At 61.1% G+C, this 16,719-nt stretch carries 16 protein-coding genes and 1 pseudogene; 16 read left to right on the top strand and 1 reads right to left on the bottom strand.

Going from position 1 to position 16,719, the window contains the following annotated elements:
• Window positions 1–3 precede the first annotated feature (3 nt).
• From O4H62_RS22480 to O4H62_RS22520, 9 genes and pseudogenes are all read left to right on the top strand, one after another.
• A complete protein-coding gene (locus O4H62_RS22480; protein ID WP_269391097.1) occupies window positions 4–918 on the top strand; it encodes a branched-chain amino acid ABC transporter permease in 915 nt (304 codons plus the stop codon).
• 32 nt (window positions 919–950) lie between these two features.
• Entirely contained in the window at window positions 951–1,931 is a 981-nt protein-coding gene (locus tag O4H62_RS22485; protein WP_269391098.1) for a branched-chain amino acid ABC transporter permease, read from the top strand.
• On the top strand, window positions 1,931–2,692 hold the full coding sequence (locus tag O4H62_RS22490) for an ABC transporter ATP-binding protein (protein ID WP_269391099.1): 762 nt from the start codon (window positions 1,931–1,933) through the stop codon (window positions 2,690–2,692). The genes O4H62_RS22485 and O4H62_RS22490 overlap by 1 nt, the downstream gene beginning before the upstream one ends.
• A complete protein-coding gene (locus O4H62_RS22495) occupies window positions 2,685–3,401 on the top strand; it encodes an ABC transporter ATP-binding protein (protein ID WP_269391100.1) in 717 nt (238 codons plus the stop codon). The genes O4H62_RS22490 and O4H62_RS22495 overlap by 8 nt, the downstream gene beginning before the upstream one ends.
• Window positions 3,398–4,228 (top strand): SDR family NAD(P)-dependent oxidoreductase, encoded by an 831-nt coding sequence (locus tag O4H62_RS22500; RefSeq protein ID WP_269391101.1) that lies wholly within the window; start codon window positions 3,398–3,400, stop codon window positions 4,226–4,228. The genes O4H62_RS22495 and O4H62_RS22500 overlap by 4 nt, the downstream gene beginning before the upstream one ends.
• Entirely contained in the window at window positions 4,212–5,729 is a 1,518-nt protein-coding gene (locus O4H62_RS22505; protein ID WP_269391102.1) for a class I adenylate-forming enzyme family protein, read from the top strand. Before O4H62_RS22500 ends, O4H62_RS22505 begins: the two co-directional genes overlap by 17 nt.
• Window position 5,730: 1 nt before the next feature.
• Window positions 5,731–6,171: a Zn-ribbon domain-containing OB-fold protein gene (locus O4H62_RS22510; RefSeq protein ID WP_269391103.1), complete on the top strand. Its 441-nt coding sequence runs from the start codon at window positions 5,731–5,733 to the stop codon at window positions 6,169–6,171.
• A complete protein-coding gene (locus tag O4H62_RS22515; RefSeq protein WP_269391104.1) occupies window positions 6,168–7,340 on the top strand; it encodes a thiolase family protein in 1,173 nt (390 codons plus the stop codon). Before O4H62_RS22510 ends, O4H62_RS22515 begins: the two co-directional genes overlap by 4 nt.
• A 125-nt stretch (window positions 7,341–7,465) precedes the next feature.
• Window positions 7,466–7,804, top strand: a pseudogene (locus tag O4H62_RS22520) (DDE-type integrase/transposase/recombinase); the annotation flags it as partial.
• Between the two features lie 188 nt (window positions 7,805–7,992).
• Here O4H62_RS22520 and O4H62_RS22525 read toward each other — a convergent pair.
• On the bottom strand, window positions 7,993–8,622 hold the full coding sequence (locus tag O4H62_RS22525) for a TetR/AcrR family transcriptional regulator (RefSeq protein WP_269391105.1): 630 nt from the start codon (window positions 8,620–8,622) through the stop codon (window positions 7,993–7,995).
• A 222-nt stretch (window positions 8,623–8,844) separates the two neighbouring features.
• Here O4H62_RS22525 and O4H62_RS22530 point away from each other — a divergent pair, with 222 nt between their 5' ends.
• The 7 genes from O4H62_RS22530 to O4H62_RS22560 are packed head-to-tail and all read left to right on the top strand — an operon-like array spanning window position 8,845 to window position 16,702.
• Window positions 8,845–9,882 carry a glycoside hydrolase family 88 protein gene (locus O4H62_RS22530; protein WP_269391106.1) on the top strand — a complete coding sequence of 346 codons (1,038 nt, stop codon included), beginning with the start codon at window positions 8,845–8,847 and terminating at the stop codon, window positions 9,880–9,882.
• Window positions 9,883–9,886: 4 nt separating this feature from the next.
• Entirely contained in the window at window positions 9,887–10,738 is an 852-nt protein-coding gene (locus O4H62_RS22535; protein WP_269391108.1) for a branched-chain amino acid ABC transporter permease, read from the top strand.
• Window positions 10,735–11,676, top strand: a complete 942-nt coding sequence (locus O4H62_RS22540; RefSeq protein WP_269391110.1) for a branched-chain amino acid ABC transporter permease — start codon at window positions 10,735–10,737, stop codon at window positions 11,674–11,676. Before O4H62_RS22535 ends, O4H62_RS22540 begins: the two co-directional genes overlap by 4 nt.
• Window positions 11,673–13,208, top strand: a complete 1,536-nt coding sequence (locus tag O4H62_RS22545) for an ATP-binding cassette domain-containing protein (protein ID WP_269391112.1) — start codon at window positions 11,673–11,675, stop codon at window positions 13,206–13,208. Before O4H62_RS22540 ends, O4H62_RS22545 begins: the two co-directional genes overlap by 4 nt.
• A 1-nt stretch (window position 13,209) precedes the next feature.
• Window positions 13,210–14,397, top strand: coding sequence for a CaiB/BaiF CoA transferase family protein (locus O4H62_RS22550; RefSeq protein ID WP_269391114.1), 1,188 nt, complete (start codon window positions 13,210–13,212; stop codon window positions 14,395–14,397).
• The gene (locus O4H62_RS22555) at window positions 14,394–15,530 is read left to right on the top strand and encodes an acyl-CoA dehydrogenase family protein (RefSeq protein WP_269391115.1); all 1,137 of its coding nucleotides are present in this window, start codon (window positions 14,394–14,396) and stop codon (window positions 15,528–15,530) included. The genes O4H62_RS22550 and O4H62_RS22555 overlap by 4 nt, the downstream gene beginning before the upstream one ends.
• 11 nt (window positions 15,531–15,541) lie before the next feature.
• A complete protein-coding gene (locus tag O4H62_RS22560; protein WP_269391117.1) occupies window positions 15,542–16,702 on the top strand; it encodes a CaiB/BaiF CoA transferase family protein in 1,161 nt (386 codons plus the stop codon).
• The last annotated feature ends 17 nt before the right edge of the window (window positions 16,703–16,719 follow it).

Genomic DNA, 16,719 nt, shown 5'->3' on the forward strand with positions numbered 1-16,719 from the left:
ATGATGACCTCCTTGATCGTCTCTGATCTCATCCAGATCGTCATGACCACGCTGACCGTGGGCAGTATGTATGCACTCATCGCTGTCGGCGTGTCACTGATCTACAGTGCCACGGGGGTCATCAACTTTGCGCAGGGCGAGTTCGTCATGCTCAGCGGCATGACAGTTGCCAGCCTATACGGGAGTATGGGCTGGCCGCTCACCACCGCAATCGCCGTAGCGCTCGTGGTGGTGCTGTTCTATGCGGCACTGCTCACCCTGCTGACCTCAATACTTGCCGCGCGGATTTCGCTCATAGGCGTGCTCATCATCACCATCGGTGCGTCCATAGCCACACAGGGCATTGCCGCGCGCATCTGGGATAGCGACACGCACCGGTTCGCGCCGTTCTCGGGTGAAGATCCGATCCGCATTCTGGACGCCACCATATCGCCGCAAGCACTCTGGATTGTCGGGGTGACCGCGATTTGCATTGCCGGACTGATATGGTTCATGCGCTCGACCATGGCGGGCAAGGCCATGCGGGCCTGCTCCCTGGATCAGGCCGCCGCCACCATGGTCGGCATCCCGGTCAAGGCCACTGTGCTCTTGTCCTTTACACTATCTGGGCTGCTCGGCGCGGTCGGCGGCATCCTGACCACGCCGCTCACCACCATCGACGCCAATAGTGGCATGCTGCTTGCCATAAAGGGGTTCACTGCCGCTATGCTCGGCGGCATGGGCAGCATCCCCGGCGCACTCTTTGGCGCATTGCTGATCGCATTTGTCGAAACCGTGACGGTCACTGTCGGATCCAGCGCATTCAAAGAGCTTCCGACCTTCACCATTATCATCCTCGTGCTTCTATTCCTGCCCCGTGGCCTGGTCGGCGGTCGCAACGAGATCGGTCTTCAGCACGAAGACCTGACCCGTCAGTAATCCACTCTATGTCGCGCTCAGGAAGTCGAAAGATGTCCATTCTCACCTTCATCAAGCAAGATGCGGTCCATTTGAACACGGCGCGAGTTGCCCTATTCCTGACCGCAATACTTCTCGTCCCCGTGGTCTTCGGCATAGGCTACTACCTGAACATGATGATCTTCATAGCTATTCTCTCATTGCCCGCTATGGGATTATCACTGCTCAGTGGTCTTTCTGGCCAGCTTGCGATCTCGCACGGGGCTTTCTTCGCCATTGGAGCCTATGCCTCGGCAATTCTATCGACAAACATCGGGATCAACCCGGTGCTCTCGACTTTGTTGGCGCAGATGATCGTGGCGCTGGTTGCGGCTGCGATCGGTGCCGTTGTGCTGAGACTGCGCTCGCATTACCTCGCCATCGCGACTCTGAGTTTTGCGATCATCGTGGAGCTTGTAATCAAAGAATGGAGCGGGCTTACCGGCGGCATGCAAGGCATGCTCAACATCCCGGCGATGGGCGCTCTTGGGCGCGAGGCGACCAGCGACATTCAATATTACTACATCTACTGGCCGATTACAGCGCTGTTGCTCCTGTTTGCGTTGAACCTGTCGTCGTCCCGCATCGGCCGTGCCCTGCGAGCGATCCGTGAAGGAGAGCCAATCGTGGATTCGCTGGGCATCCAGGCGGCGGAATACAAGATCGGAATTTATATCATCTCGTCGGTTTTTGCCGGTGTCGGCGGCGCGCTCTATGCGCATTTCGTCGGATTTGTGACCCCTGCCACTGGCTCGATCATGTTCGCCATCGAAATCATCATGGTGCTGGCACTTGGTGGTTTTGACCGGCTGTGGGGTGCACTGGTCGGGGTGGTGCTGATCACCTTGCTAAACGAATACGCACTGGGCTTTGCCGATTACAAAAAGATCATCCTCGGCGTGACGCTGATCGCGGTGATGCTCGTCTTCCCGCGTGGATTATTGCCCGGCCTGATCGATCTCGCCCGTAGCAACAAGTACGGCAGGACTGCGTGATGCTTAGGGTTTCTGCACTTGAAAAACGCTTCGGTGGTCTCGCCGCACTCAACGATGTCAGCTTCTCCGTCGCGCCGGGGCAGATCAAGTCTGTGATTGGGCCGAATGGTGCGGGAAAGACGACGCTGTTCAACCTCATCGCTGGAACGTTAAGTCCGTCGGCAGGCGACATTCATCTTGACGGTGTTAGCATTGCAGGGCTTCCCGCCGCCGCCATCGGGGCAGCAGGTGTTGCGCGAACGTTTCAGCAGCCGCGTGTCTTTGCCTCGCTCTCGATCCTCGAAAACGCCATGCTCGGCGGGCACCGCTTCCATAAGGGGGGATTCCTTGCTTGTGGATTGGGTCTGCGTCATACCCGGCGTGAAGAGGAAAAGCTGCGCGCGCGGGCCGAAAAATGGCTCGATTTCGCAGGTATCCAGTCCATCAAGCACCGCAATGCAAGCGAGTTGCCGCTCGGGCAGCAACGCTACGTCGAGATCGCGCGGGCCATGGCAACTGGAGCCAAGCTCATCCTGATGGACGAGCCTGCTGCGGGTCTCGACGAAACCGAGACCAAGGAACTGGGTGAGATGGTGCGTGCAATCCGTGGCACTGGCACCACCGTTCTGATCATTGATCACCACATGGATTTTATCATGAGCCTGGCCGATGAGGTGCTTGTTCTCAACTTCGGACAATGGCTCGCAGAAGGTACGCCTTCGCAAATCCAGAACTCGGAAATAGTGATCGAGGCTTATCTCGGGAGTGACGACGATGCTTGATCTACGCGATCTTTCCGTCTCCTACGGTAATATCTCAGCGCTGAAGAACGTCTCTCTCAAGGTCGAGGCGGGTGAGATCGTCGCGCTGATCGGCTCCAATGGTGCGGGCAAATCTACGCTGATCAAGACCTGCGCCGGATTGGTTCCTCCCAGCGCAGGCGAGATCTTCCTCAACGAGACCAACCTGCTGAAACAGGCTCCTTCGCGCCGCGCGGCACTCGGTATCGCCGTCGTGCCCGAAAACCGGCGGTTGTTCGATGACATGAGTGTGCGCGATAATCTGCAACTCGGGGCCTATTCGCAACGCGCCCACCGGAGCAAAATGGCATCGGATATGGCGGAGATCTTTGCGCTTTTCCCGCGCCTTGAGGAACGGCAGAACCAAAAAGCAATGACCATGTCCGGCGGCGAACAGCAGATGCTGGCCATTGGGCGCGCGCTCATGAGCCGCCCGCAGATCGTCCTCATGGACGAACCCTCTATCGGTCTCGCTCCTAAAGTGGTCAGCCAGATCTTTGACGCGATCGTTCAGATGCGCGCGAAAGGCTTGACGGTACTCCTGGCCGAGCAGAATGCCTCGGCCTCTCTTAAAATCGCTGACCGGGCATATGTGCTCGAACTGGGCCGCGTCACCATGAGCGGCACAGCCAAGGAATTGAAGGAGTCAGACAAGGTGCGGAAACTTTATCTGGGTGGGGGAGCTGCATGACACAGCAGGTTGCGCTTGTAACGGGTGCCGGCGGAAGCATAGGCACCGAAATTTCCAAAGCGCTGGCTGGCGCTGGCTTCGCCATTGCGGTGAACGACATCAAGGCAGAGCCTGCCGACGCCTGCGTTGCCATGCTGACCGCCGCCGGACATCGGGCACGCTCGTTTCTGGCAGATATTTCCGACGCCGCGGCTGTCAATGCGATGGTCGCCGATATCGAAGCGGAATTCGGTCCGCTCGGTGCCCTCGTAAACAACGCGGGTGTACCCGGCCCCTTCTCGCTTCTCGTCGATCTGGACGATGATGTCTGGGCGCGGACGTTGAATGTGCATCTCACCGGCTCGTTCTACCTTGTGCGCGCGGTAGCTCGCCGCATGATCCCCCGCAATGTTGGCCGCATCGTGTCAATTGCTTCGGTTGCCGGGCTGCGCGGCACCGTGGGCAGCGGCGAATACGGGGCGGCCAAGGCCGGGATGATTTGCCTGACCATGACCGCAGCCAAGGAACTCGCCCCCTTCGGAATCACAGCAAACGCCATTGCGCCTGGCATGGTGGGCACCGAGATCAACCGTTCGCTCGCCGATCAGGGCAGCCGGTTCATTCAGACGGCGCTCGACGCGACCCCGGATGGGAGTCTTGTGCCCCCCGCCGATATAGCCGGACTTGTCGCGTATCTGTGTAGCCCCGCCGCTGCCCGTATCAACGGCGTGACGATGCCCATTGATGGAGCTTCGACGCTCGAAATGGGCACCGATAGTTATATGCGCAGAAGCCTCGGCAAGCGCTCTCCTTTCCTGAAGGGCTTGGCCGATGACCCATCTGCATGACATCCTGATCAGGAGTGCGAATGCGCATCCTGACCAGACAGCCATAATTTTTGAAGATCGAAGCCTGACCTTCAGCGCGCTCTTGCGCGCATCAGTGGCGCTTGCGGCCAAACTCGTTGAGGAGGGCGCACAGGAGGGCGATTACATCGCTTTTCTCGATGAGAACAGCCTTGAGTTTCCCTTGGTTGTTTTCGCGGTCACGTTAATCGGCGCTATCTTTGTGCCGGTGAACTTCCGCTTCGCATCGGATGAAATCGCCTATGTGCTGAGCGATGCCAGACCGCGATTTCTGCTGACCTCCCCGAGCTATGCCAAACTGGCCAAGGATGCGGTGACTCACGATGGCGCTGCAACCCAAATTGTCGAAGTCCCCAGGGCGGAAACGTTGCTTGATGTGCCACACCGCACGTTCACTCCGGCCCGCCCCGACCCCTCGGGGCCCGCTATGGTAATGTATACCAGCGGCACCACAGGCTTTCCCAAAGGTGCCTTGTTGTCCCATTCCGCCTATCTCGCGAATATTCGAGCTATCGCCAACGCCGGAAATCTGGTGAGCGAAGACAAGATGCTTGTCGCCCTGCCGCTGTTTCACAATGGGGGGTTGATCGCACAGCTCTTGCCTGCGCTTTCGCTCGGTGCGCTCGCTGTGATCCTGCCGCGCGGCTTCGACCCCGACAGGGTGCTTTCAATCGTCGAGGAACATGGCATCACTGTTACAATGTGGGTTCCGACCATGCTCGCCATGATCCTTGGCGCTAATGCACAGGAGCGGCATGATGCTGCCAGCCTGAGCAAAATCTGGTACGGCTCGTCTCCCATCGCGCCCAAGCTTTATGCCCGCGTGAAGGCCACATTCGGTGCTGCACTCTATCAGTTTTATGGCATGACAGAGGTCGGCATGACAGCCGTGCTGACACCCGAGGATCACGATACGCATCCACAGGCAACGGGCCGTGCCCTGCCGATTACCGCGATGCGCATTGTCGACATTGAGGATCAGGACGTGCGCCCCGGCGAGGTCGGTGAGCTCATTTGGCGCCAGTCGCCCACAGGCATGATCGGGTATCTGGGCAAGGAGGAGGCCTCCCGCGAAACCATCCGGGATGGCTGGATCTACACAGGCGATATGGCTCGCAACCTCGACAATGGGGTCTTCCTGCTCGTGGATCGCAAGAAAGACATGATCATTTCGGGAGCCGAAAACATCTATCCACGTGAGATCGAACTTGCGTTGCTGACCCATCCTGATGTGGCAGAAGTGGCTGTATTCGGTATCCCTGATCCGGTCTATGGCGAAGCCGTCTGTGCTGCGGTGGTGGTCAAAGAAGGGCGCGTGCTCAGCGAGGGTGAGGTTATTGCCTACTGTGCGGAGCATCTTGCGGGATACAAGAAACCCAAACGTGTCCTGTTCGAACAGGCACTTCCGAAGAACACCGCCGGGAAAGTACTCAAGGCCCAGTTGCGTGCACCATTCTGGAAACATGAAGAGCGAGCGATCTGAGATGCCCGGCAAGATCAACCTGAGGGATCTGGAGCCGATGCGCCCCGGTCTGTTTGAATTTGACACCGAAGGCCGCCCCATTGCGCTTGTTGGCGGACGTTGCCCGAGCTGCGGTCAAATCACCTTCCCCAAGCGAGCCGCCTGCGGAAAATGTCCACTGGATGCCGGTCCCGATCGCCATGTGCTCTCGACCAAAGGTGAGATCTACAGCGCAACCGTGGTGCATGTTCCCTCGGGCCTCGGCCATGCTGCGCCCTATGCCTATGGCTATGTCGATTTGCCGGCCGATGATGCTCGGATATTCGCGCCCCTTTTCGGCCTCGAAGGTCAAGCTTGGCGTCCCGGTCAGAAGGTCAAGCTGGTCTTTGCCAAAATTGATGCCAAGGCGCTTCCCGACCTTCTCGGCTATGGCTTTGCGCCTGAAGAAGAGGTAGCACAATGACTTGGCAACCTCCCAGGCCCGCCTTCGTCTCCGGCGTCGGCATGACCGATTTTGGTAAACACGAAAACCGCACACTGACCGATCTCGCCTGTGAGGCATCGATCAAGGCCATTGTCGATGCGGGTGTGCTGCCCAGCGATATCGAGGCTGCTTACTGCGGCAGTGCGCTTGCCGGCATCTTGCAACGGGATTCAGGGGTTGGCCAGTCGGTGCTCATGGAGCTTGGCATCACCCGGGTTCCCGTCATCAATGTTGAAAACGCCTGCGCTACAGGGGCCACGGCGCTGCATCTCGCATGGCGCGATGTGGCTTATGGCATCCATGACGTTGTGCTTGCCTTTGGTGTCGACAAGGCCGTGATGCCAAAGGGCACGGTGCTGGCGGCCGGAACAGCCACGTTCGAGGCGCAGCTAGGCGACATCTTTCCCGGAACCTTCGCCCTGATAGCCCAACGCCACATGTCGCAATACGGCACGACCGCCGAGCAGATGGCGCTCGTCTCTGTGAAGAACCATGACAATGGTGTGCTCAATCCCTACGCCCAGTTCAACAAACCAATGACCCTCGACGACGTGCTGAACTCGCCGATGATCGCCGAACCGCTAACGCTGTTTTCATGCTGCCCCAACAGCGACGGCGCCGCCGCAGCTGTCGTCTGTTCGCGCGACTGGCTCGAACGGACCATGGGCGGCGCGGTGCGCATCGGTGCATCTGTGCTCGCCTCGGGGGACTACGATCCGAAGCGCGACATGACCTATTGGGAAAGTGAGGCATTCTGCGCTCAGCAAGCCTACAAGGCCGCCGGAATCAGCGCCCTCGATGTCGATGTGGTCGAAGTCCATGACGCCTTCACCATTTCCGAGATTGTCCATTGTGAAACGCTCGGCTTCTGCAAGCGCGGCGATGGCGGTGCATTCACCGAAAGCGGTGCGACCGGCATTCATGGACAGATCCCAATAAATCCAAGCGGGGGTCTCCTTGCGCGGGGACATCCGCCGGGAGCCTCGGGGCTTGCGCAGATTTTCGAGCTGACCACCCAATTGCGCGGCACAGCAGATGCGCGGCAGGTAAAGGCTCCTTCGGTTGCACTGGCGCAGATCATGGGCGGCAGCAAAGCGAATGATGCCCAGGCCTGTGCGGTCCATATCCTCATGAAAGACCTTGATTGACACAGCAACGCCGTCGCCGAGCTTCCAGCGGACGTTCGAAGCCTGCCTCGGCCAGCCGCTCGGAATATTTGATAGACACGTATTAAACGGTTGTTTCGCAAACTCTCGCCAATCGGCGGCCGATAATTGTCTCTCGATATTTCCGGGAGTTCTCGACGTTCAATCACCGCCATTTCGGCCGATCAGTGATCTTGCTGTGCGTACGCTGGTACCTCGCCCGCGATCTCAGCCTGGGTGATCCTGAAGAGATGATGACCAAGTGCGGCCTGAGCGTCGATCATTCGATGTTTCACCGCTGGGTCGTTCACTTGTCACCTCAGCTGCTGAAACGTTTTCAGCAGTGCAAGCGCACCGTCACTGGCCGTTGGCACCTTGACGAAACCTTTATCAAGGTGCGCGGGCAGTGGATGCATCTCTACCGTGCCATAGACAGTGTTGGCGACACGGTTGAATTCCTCTTTAGCAGCCGCCACGCCTGACAGCCCTTGACGTCCACCTGCATCGCCTCAGGGCATTCGCACATTGGAAAGGCATGGCCGGGATCACCGCATGATCACTTCGAGCCAGTAGAATGCACACTCATCTCCGTTAAGCTGACATCACCCGGTGACGGCGAAAAAGGTGAGAGCTTCATGCTTCGACACATGTTTGCCTAGTCGGATACCAACGCGCTCAGGATCATGTACCGGACGCCTCTGACGAGGGAACGTCCGATCTCGGGGACAAAACCGCTCCGCTGCCATTCCACGACATTACCGACATAACAGCCGACAATCACCCGGGCGAAATCTACGGTGCCAAGTGTCTTGGTGAATTCGCCACGCTCCTGCCCTTCTTCTATCAGGTTCTCCAACTCACCCTGCAGGCGCTCGAAGATCGCGCGCACCTTGTCGCCGATCACCCCTTCGGAGTTCGCAAAATTCAGTGAACTGAAAACCAGCAGGCTGAATTGCGCAGGGTTGCGCATCGCATAGCTGGCCTGACCGTTCAGAAAGGCGACAAGCCGCGCGGTGCTGTTATCGCCGGGAAGGCTTGTCGCCTTCTCGGTACTCTCAAAGATGCTGACTTCGATCTCTTCCAGAATGGCTTCCAGAATGGCGTCCTTGGAGGAGAAATAGTGATAGACCGCGCCCTTGGTGAACCCGCTGGCGCGCGCGATCCCCTCGACGTGGCAGTTGTTGAAACCCTGCTCGACGAAAAGCCGCGTCGCTGTCTCCTTGATCAGCGCCAGACTTTTCTCGCGCGAAATCTCTTTCTTGTTCCGGGGCTTGGAGCGCTGCATTCGATCGGGACCCTTTGTTCTTAGTCTGCTCTTTAGACTGCTCTGACGTCGCGGTGTCCAGCACTCTACATCCGTAAGGCACCTTCGTCAGCCTTGCGCACCAGACATGCAATCGACTTTGCCACTTGACAGGCTCACTGCCTCACAAATACATACATACGCCAAGGTATGTAAATAGGTGATATCCCGGGAGGACCGGATTTTGCCGGCAGGAGGAGCGGAATGAACGCAGATCGTATTGTGGAACTCGTACGCCGTGTGACGACGTTCACCCTCAAAAACCACGAAGAGCGCGACCCTTGGGAGAAATCCGTGGCGCTGTCGGGCATCTTGGCCTGGAACGATCCAGAAGCGGTCGAGAGCGCCCAGGGTTGGATGGACCGTGCCGTTGCCACCCAGAACGACGACGGCAACCTGAACTATGCCGACACTTATGATGCGCCTCCGGGGCACATCAAGACCTTCACGCCCACCGCGCCGCTGACCAGCAGCCTGGCGCTGCCGCTGCTGCGCTATTACCAGCGCTCTGGAAATGCCCGCTATCTGGAAGCCGCCGAACTGCAGATGCAGGCGCTGATGAATACGCCGCGCACCACCTCTGGCGGATTCTGGTCGCGGGGCGAGGGGCCGGAACTCTGGATCGACATGGTCTATCTGATGACCCCCTTCATGGTGCTCTACGGCCAGATCAAGGACGACCCCTCCTATATCGACGAGGCAGTAAGACAGCATCGCGTGGCGGTCGAACGACTTGTCGATCCCTTCACCGGCCTGTCCCGCCATGCCTGGTGCGAAGTGCCGAACCACTATCCGCAGTCCACCTTCTGGGCACGCGGCAATGGCTGGTTGATCGCCGTCACCGTCGATCTTCTGGAAATGATGGGGCCGCACGCGGGCCGAGACTTCATCGCTGAAACCGGGCTGCGCACCATCCACAAGATGGCTGAGTTGCAGGATCGCTCGGGCTATTTCCGCCATGTGCTCGACGGACCTGGGAGCAAGAAAGAGGCCTCGGCCACGCTGATCTATGCCTATGCGGTGGCCAAGGCAGTGCGGCTCGGACTGCTTGAAGACAGCTATATGGAAAGCGCCTGGCGCGCGTTTGAGGTGGTCGCGGGATCGGTGACTGAAGCTGGCATGGTTCCCGGCGTTGCGGTGCCGCCCGGCGGGCCCGGTGTGCCATTCGGCTGGACCCCCTTCGGCCAGGGCTTCTTCCTGCTGGCCGCCCATGAGCTGAGCGGCCGCGCGGTAGAGGTCTGATCCCATGGAAATTCTCGAATTCGTCCTGCGCGGACTGCTGCTCGGCGTGACCTATGGGGTCATCGCCATTCCGATCAGTCTGATCTTCGTTACTACTGGCACCGTGGATCTCGCCATCGGCGCATATGTGGTTCTGGCCGCCGCCATCGGCTTTACCATCGGCGGACCGCTGGGCTGGGGGCTCGCCATTCTGGCCGCCATGGCCTGCGCCTCGGTGGTGGGCTTTGCCTCGCTCTTGCTGATGCGGCGTTACGCGGGAGACCGGCTGATCGTCATCCTCGCCAGCTTCGGCTTTGCTATCCTGCTGGAAAGCTTGGTCCTTACCTTCTATGGCAAATCGCCCTTCGTCAAAATGACCTCGGCCGCGCCGGTGGATCTGGCCGGCATCCTGCTGTCGCGCCAATCGCTGGTTTCGGCCGCCATCGGCGTGTTGCTCGCCGGGGCTGTTTATCTGGTGCTTTACCACACGGCACTGGGCCGGGTGATGCGCGCCGGTGCAGACAATGCGCGCGGTGCGGCAATTGCCGGGATTGCCGTGGGGCGGGTGCAGCTTCTGACCTTCATTCTCGGCGGCGCGCTTGCCGGAGTGGCCGGGCTGATGCTGCTTCATGGCGCGGGATTGATGTTTTCCTCGGCCGTGCCGCTGACGATCACCTCGCTTGGGGCCGCGATCCTCTTTGGTCTGGAGAAGCCGCTCCACGCCTTCTGGGGTGGACTGATTATCGGTGTGATCGAGGCGTTGAGCGCCGGTTTCGCCTCCTCCAGCCTGGCGACGCTGCTGCCGCTTCTGTTCATCTTCGCTGTTCTTGCGACCAAATCGCTGCGCGGCACCGATGTGGTGGGAGGACGGGTATGAGCTGGCTGACATTCCGTCCCACACTGATCGTCGTCGCGCTGGCGACCGTCGCGGGCTTCTTCATCGCGGGCAATCTGTTCTGGCTCGATACCTCGGTGCTGATGGCAATCTATGCGCTCATGGCATTGTCGGTCGGGGTTTCCTTCGGCCTGTGCGGCATCCTTTCGGTAGCTCAGGCGGCTTTCGCCGCGCTCGGAGCCTACTGCACTGCGATCCTCAGCACTCACTACGGTGCACCACCGATGGTGGGGCTGCTGGTTGCGGTCGCGCTGCCGGCGGCATTCGCCTATCCCTTCGCCCGGCTGGTCACAAACATGTCCCATCTCGGGCTCGCCATGGCGACGCTGCTGTTCAGTTCGATGTTCGACATCGTGCTGCGTGAGGGCGGAGATTTCACCGGCGGCTATATTGGCCTCTCCGGCCTGCCGCCACTGCCTGGCCCGATGGACGCCGGATGGTTGCACGGACTGGTCTGGGGCATTGTCGCGCTGGTCACACTGATGCTGACCCTGCTCTATGCCTCGCCCTATGGCGCGGGGCTGAAATCGGTGCGCAACGACGCATTGCGGGCCGCTGCCGATGGCATCGACGTCGCCCATGCGCGCAGTGTGGCGCTCAGCCTTTCCGCCGGGATCGCAGGCCTCGCCGGGTGGCTTTATGCCCATTACATCTCCTACCTCGGGCCCGATTCGCTGGGATCGTCGATGTCGATCTCGGTCCTGCTGATGGCCATGGTCGGCGGCGTGACTACCGTGCTCGGCCCCATTCTGGGTGCTGTCGCGCTCACCCTGCTTTCCACCCTCCTGCCGGGTGCCGAATCCGCCGGCATGTTCTACGGCGGTGCGCTTCTTCTGGTGTTGCTGATCGCGCCCAAAGGACTGATGAGCCTGCGCGATCTGCTGCCCGCCCGCAGCGCAGCCAAGGGAGGCCAGCGATGAAACTCGAAGCCACCGATATCTCGGTCCGCTTTGGCGGTATTCAGGCGCTCGACGGCGTGTCGGTTACAGTGACGCCGGGCCAGATCGCCGCCGTAGTCGGATCAAACGGGTCGGGGAAATCGACCCTGTTCAACGCAATCATGGGCTTTGCTCCGATCGAGAAGGGCAGCGTCAAGCTTAACGGTCAGAACATCTCGAACCTGCCGGTGCACCGGCGGGTGCAAGCGGGCCTGTGCCGCACCTTTCAGACACCTCGGATCGACCCGGAATCGACTGTACTCGAGGCGGTGAAATCCGGTGGCGTGGTGTCGATGTCCTCGCATCTCTGGGACGCCTGCCTCGGCACACCGCTGGGCCGGCACGAGGCGCGCGAGATCGAAGAGCGCGCCTATTCGGTGCTGGAGGAGCTGAACCTCGGTGACCTGGCCAGTCAAACCATGGGCGAGTTGCCGATGGGCACAGTCCGGCTGATCGACGTGGGACGCGCCGTCATGGGCGGACCGAGCTTCATCCTGCTCGACGAACCGGCGGCCGGGCTGTCGCACGCCGAACAGGACGTTCTCAAGGCACAGATCCGCCGACTGGCCGGAGATGCGGTGGGGGTTCTGCTGGTCGAGCACAATTTCCGCTTCGTCTCCGATCTGTCGGACCAGATAACAGTGCTGGAAAACGGCCGCATGCTGGATCACGGCACACCGGACGAAGTCAGTAAAAGGCCGGATTTCATCCGCATCTACCTGGGTTCGTCTGGCGCCGACACGCCGCCCCGTCCGGCCGCGCGGCAGTCTGCCCCGGACGAGGCGCCACTGATGCGCTGTTCCGGGCTGACGGCACGTCATGGGCGAATTCAGGTCTGTTTCGACATTGATCTGGATGTGCCGCGTTCGGGCGTCGTTGCCTTGTTGGGCGCGAATGGTGCGGGCAAGAGCAGCCTTCTGGGTGCGATCAGCGGTCTGGTCAAATCCAGCGGTTCGATCCGGATGGAGGATGAAGAGATCCATTCGCTACCGGCCCATCGCCGGGCGGAGAAGGGCATCTGCTTCGTGCCCGAAATTCGCGGCAATATCTTTCCCACACTCAGTGTTCTCGAAAACCTCGAGCTTTCACAGCGGCGGCTGTCGGGCGCGGCACTGCATGCACTGCGGGACGAGCTGCGCGAGCTGTTCCCGCGGCTGCATGAACGGCTGTCCAGCGAAGCGCGCATGCTCAGCGGCGGCGAACAGCAGATGCTGGCACTGGCGATGGCGTTGAGCCAGCAACCCAAGGTGCTGCTGCTCGACGAACCGACCCAGGGCCTTGCGCCTGCCGTCTACGACACGCTCGAAGACACGATCCGTCGCATCGCGGCGCATGGCATCGGCGTGGTGCTGGCCGAGCAGAACGCCGCCTTCGCCGCGCGGCTGGCCGATCACGTTGTGGTGCTGGCCGAGGGCGAGGTCTCGCTCCGCGCCGATCCTGAAATCTTGTCGGACCGCACGCGTCTGATGGAGGCCTATCTTGGCCCCGACAATAGCGAAGAACAGGTTGCCTGAGATGAATGAGCATGCTCCACGCCCGCTGAAGGGAATCCGCGTCATCGACCTGTCCCGTCTGGCGCCCGGCCCTTATGCCACCATGCTTCTGGCCGATATGGGGGCGGAGGTGATCACCGTTGGTGCGGGCGGCGATGCCGGCGTCGCCCCGGTTTTCGCCCGCGGCAAGACGCTGATCCGTCTTGACCTGAAGCAGGAGGCCGGTCGCCGTGCGCTGCACCGGCTGGTTGAGACCGCCGATGTCCTGATGGAGGGATTCCGGCCTGGCGTCGCCGCGCGGATTGGCGCGGGGTATGCCGAGCTTTCGGCGCTGAACCCGCGGCTGGTCTATTGCTCGCTAACCGGATACGGCCAGGACGGCCCGCGCGCGCAGGAAGCGGGGCACGACATCAATTATCTTGCTGCGTCGGGCGTGCTCGGTGCGGTCGGCCCGGCAGGCGCGCCGCCGCAGGTGCCGCTCAATCTGGTAGCCGATTTCGCTGGTGGAAGCCTCTTTGCCGTGGCCGGAATCCTCGCCGCACTGGTGGCCCGCCAGAGCACCGGGCGGGGCCGTCAGGTGGACGCGGCAATGATGGATGGCTGCCTGTCGATGATGGGTATGCATGCGGACATGTGGGGCACAGATTTCATGCCGGCGCGCGGTCAGGGCCTGCTGGACGGCGGCGCGCCTTTCTATCGTTGCTATGCCTGCGCCGAGGGTGGCCATATGGCCGTCGGGGCTTTGGAGCCGGCCTTCTTTGCCAATCTTTGGCATGTGTTGGGTTTCGACGATCCCGTGCCCTATCACATGGAGCCCGACCTCTGGCCCGAGCTCGAGGCGCGTCTGACCAAAGCATTCGCCACCCGCACGCGCGACGAGTGGGCGGCGGTGTTTGACGGAGCCGAAGCCTGCGTGACGCCCGTGCTTCGGCCGGATGAGATCGCCGCAGACGCCCAGGCCCGTCACCGCCTGGGCAATGCCCCGACCACCGTCCCGCTTGCCCCCAAGTTCGATGGCGACAGCGCGCCGTTCCCGACACTCAACATGGCGGATCGCACACATGAGGTGCTGACGCAGGCGGGCCTTTCACCCACCGACATCGCGAACCTGGTCGAAGCGAACGCACAGGCAAAAACCCGCAGCCTGGAATGGCCACCCAAGCGTGCCCGAACCGCCAAGGCCGCGTCTGACCGAGGAGTAAGGACATGAACGAGAAGGCACAGAACTGGGACACTTACGAAGCGTTTCGCGACACCGTGCAGCGCATCGCGCGCGACAAGATCGAACCGCTGGCGGCTGAGCTTGACTACACCGGCGGCCCGCCGGAAAAGCAATTCAAGATCTTTCGCGAAACCGGCCTCGTCGGTCTCGGCCTGCCCGAGGAATACGGCGGCGGCGGCGGTGATCTGATGGCGCAGGTAATCGCGGTGGAAGAGATCGCGCGGGTCTGCTCCTCCTCGGCGCTCACGATGACGCTGGGCTGGGGCACGCTCGATCCCTTGGTGCGGTATGGCTCGGATGAGCTGAAGCAGGAGGTCATTCCGCCGGTGGCCTCGGGCGAGCTGAAGACCGCCTGGTGCATCACCGAGCCGCAGGGCGGCACCGACATGGCGGGCATGACCACCCGCGCGGTGGCCACAGGCGAAGACTGGGTATTGAACGGCACCAAGCGTTTCATCACCAATGCCGGTTGGGCCGATTGGTATCTGGTCGTCGCCCGCACCGAAGGGGACGAATTCGGCATCTTCATGGTGCACCGGAACGATCCCGGCATCAGCTTTGGCGAAAACGAACAGAAGATGGGGCTGAAAGGCTCACCCACCGCGGATGTGAACCTTGACGATTGCCGCATCCCGCAGGGCCGGGTCGTTGGCGGACCGACCGGGGGTATGGCGCGGATGACCCGCTCGCTTACCCATTCGCGGCCGGTCATCGCGGGACAGGCACTCGGCGTCGCCCAGGGCGCGCTCGATCAGGCAGTGGCCTATGTGAAAGAGCGCAAGTCGATGGGCAAGCCACTCGCGCGCTACCAGCTCATCCAGGAAAAGATCGGCGATATGACCATTCGGGTAGAAGGCGCGCGGGCGCTGCTCTATCGCGCGGTGGAGTATTCGCTGCGCGACCGGCCCGAAGCGCGGCAACTCGCCTCGATGGCCAAGACGGCGTGTTCGGACGCGGCGATGTCCGTGGCGGTGGACGCGGTACAGCTTCATGGCGGTTACGGCTACCTGCGCGATTATCCGGTCGAGCGGATGATGCGCGACGCCAAGATCACCCAGATCTACGAGGGTACCAACGAAATCCAGCGACTGATCATCGCCAAACAAGTCCTGTCGGACTGAGGAGGCGCAGCATGGAAAAGGATGTTCTGAACGGGCTTCTCGTTGTCGACATGAGCGAGGTTTATCAAGGCCCGCTTGCTGCGCAGATCCTGGGCGATTTCGGTGCGGATGTAATCAAGGTGGAACGCGCCGGCAAAGGCGAGGTGCTGCGCACCTCCGACCCGGTCTCAGCGCGGAAGGGCATCATGAGCAGCCATTTCGCCGCCGCCAACCGCAACAAGCGCTCAATCGCTATCGATGCGAAATCGGCGGAAGACATGGAGATGCTGATAGGCCTGCTGGCCCGCGCCGACGTGCTGGTCCACAATTTCCGCCCCGGAGTGGCCGAGCGGCTGGGCATCGGATACGAAGCGCTGCACAAGCTCAACCCGCGACTGATCTATGCCTGGGCCTCGGGCTTTGGCGAAACGGGGCCTTTGCACAAGGCGGGCGGTCAGGATCTGATTATCCAGTCGCTCTCGGGTATGGCGCGCGAATCCGCCGGTGCCGACGGGCAGCCGCATTTTGTCAACCCGCCGGCGATCGACTATGCCTCGGGCCAGACGCTGGTGCAGGGTATCCTGCTGGCGCTGCTCAGCCGGGAAAAGACCGGCAAGGGGCAACGGGTGGCGATCAATCTGCTGGACACGGCCGTGGCGATCCAAAGCCTCGAGGCAGCGACCACGCTGATGCATGGTGCCACCACCAAATGGTTTGATCTTGCACCCAACTTCGTGTTCGAGACTCAGGACGGCTATCTGACCGTGCTGGGCTTTTTCCGTGAAAATCCTCTGCGCCTCCTCTGCCAGGCGCTGGAGGTTCCGGATGCCAGTACCGCGCCACATCTGGCAACGCCCGATGACCAGCGCGTTCACCGTCAGGAGATTCAGGCACTGCTGGGCGATGCCTTCCGCGCGCTGAGTACCGCGGATGCCTATGCCCGCGTCGCGGGTCGGGATCTGCTTTGCGCGCCCGCGCAGAGCCTTGCCGAAGCCCTGGCGCATCCGCAGATCGCCGCGAACGGATTGTTGATCGACACCCAGCTACCGGGTGGCGAGGCCGTCCGGCTGGTCGGCAATCCTCTGAAACTTTCCGATACCCCGGCCCGGATCCGGCGTGGACCACCCGCGCTCGATGCCGACCGGGCCGACATTCTTGATTTGATCGAGAATACCTCGTCACGCGATGCGTGACCCATTCTTTCCAGGGA

Origin of the sequence: Parahoeflea alexandrii (genome assembly GCF_027214025.1) — a bacterium.
Taxonomy (GTDB): domain Bacteria; phylum Pseudomonadota; class Alphaproteobacteria; order Rhizobiales; family Rhizobiaceae; genus Hoeflea; species Hoeflea alexandrii_A.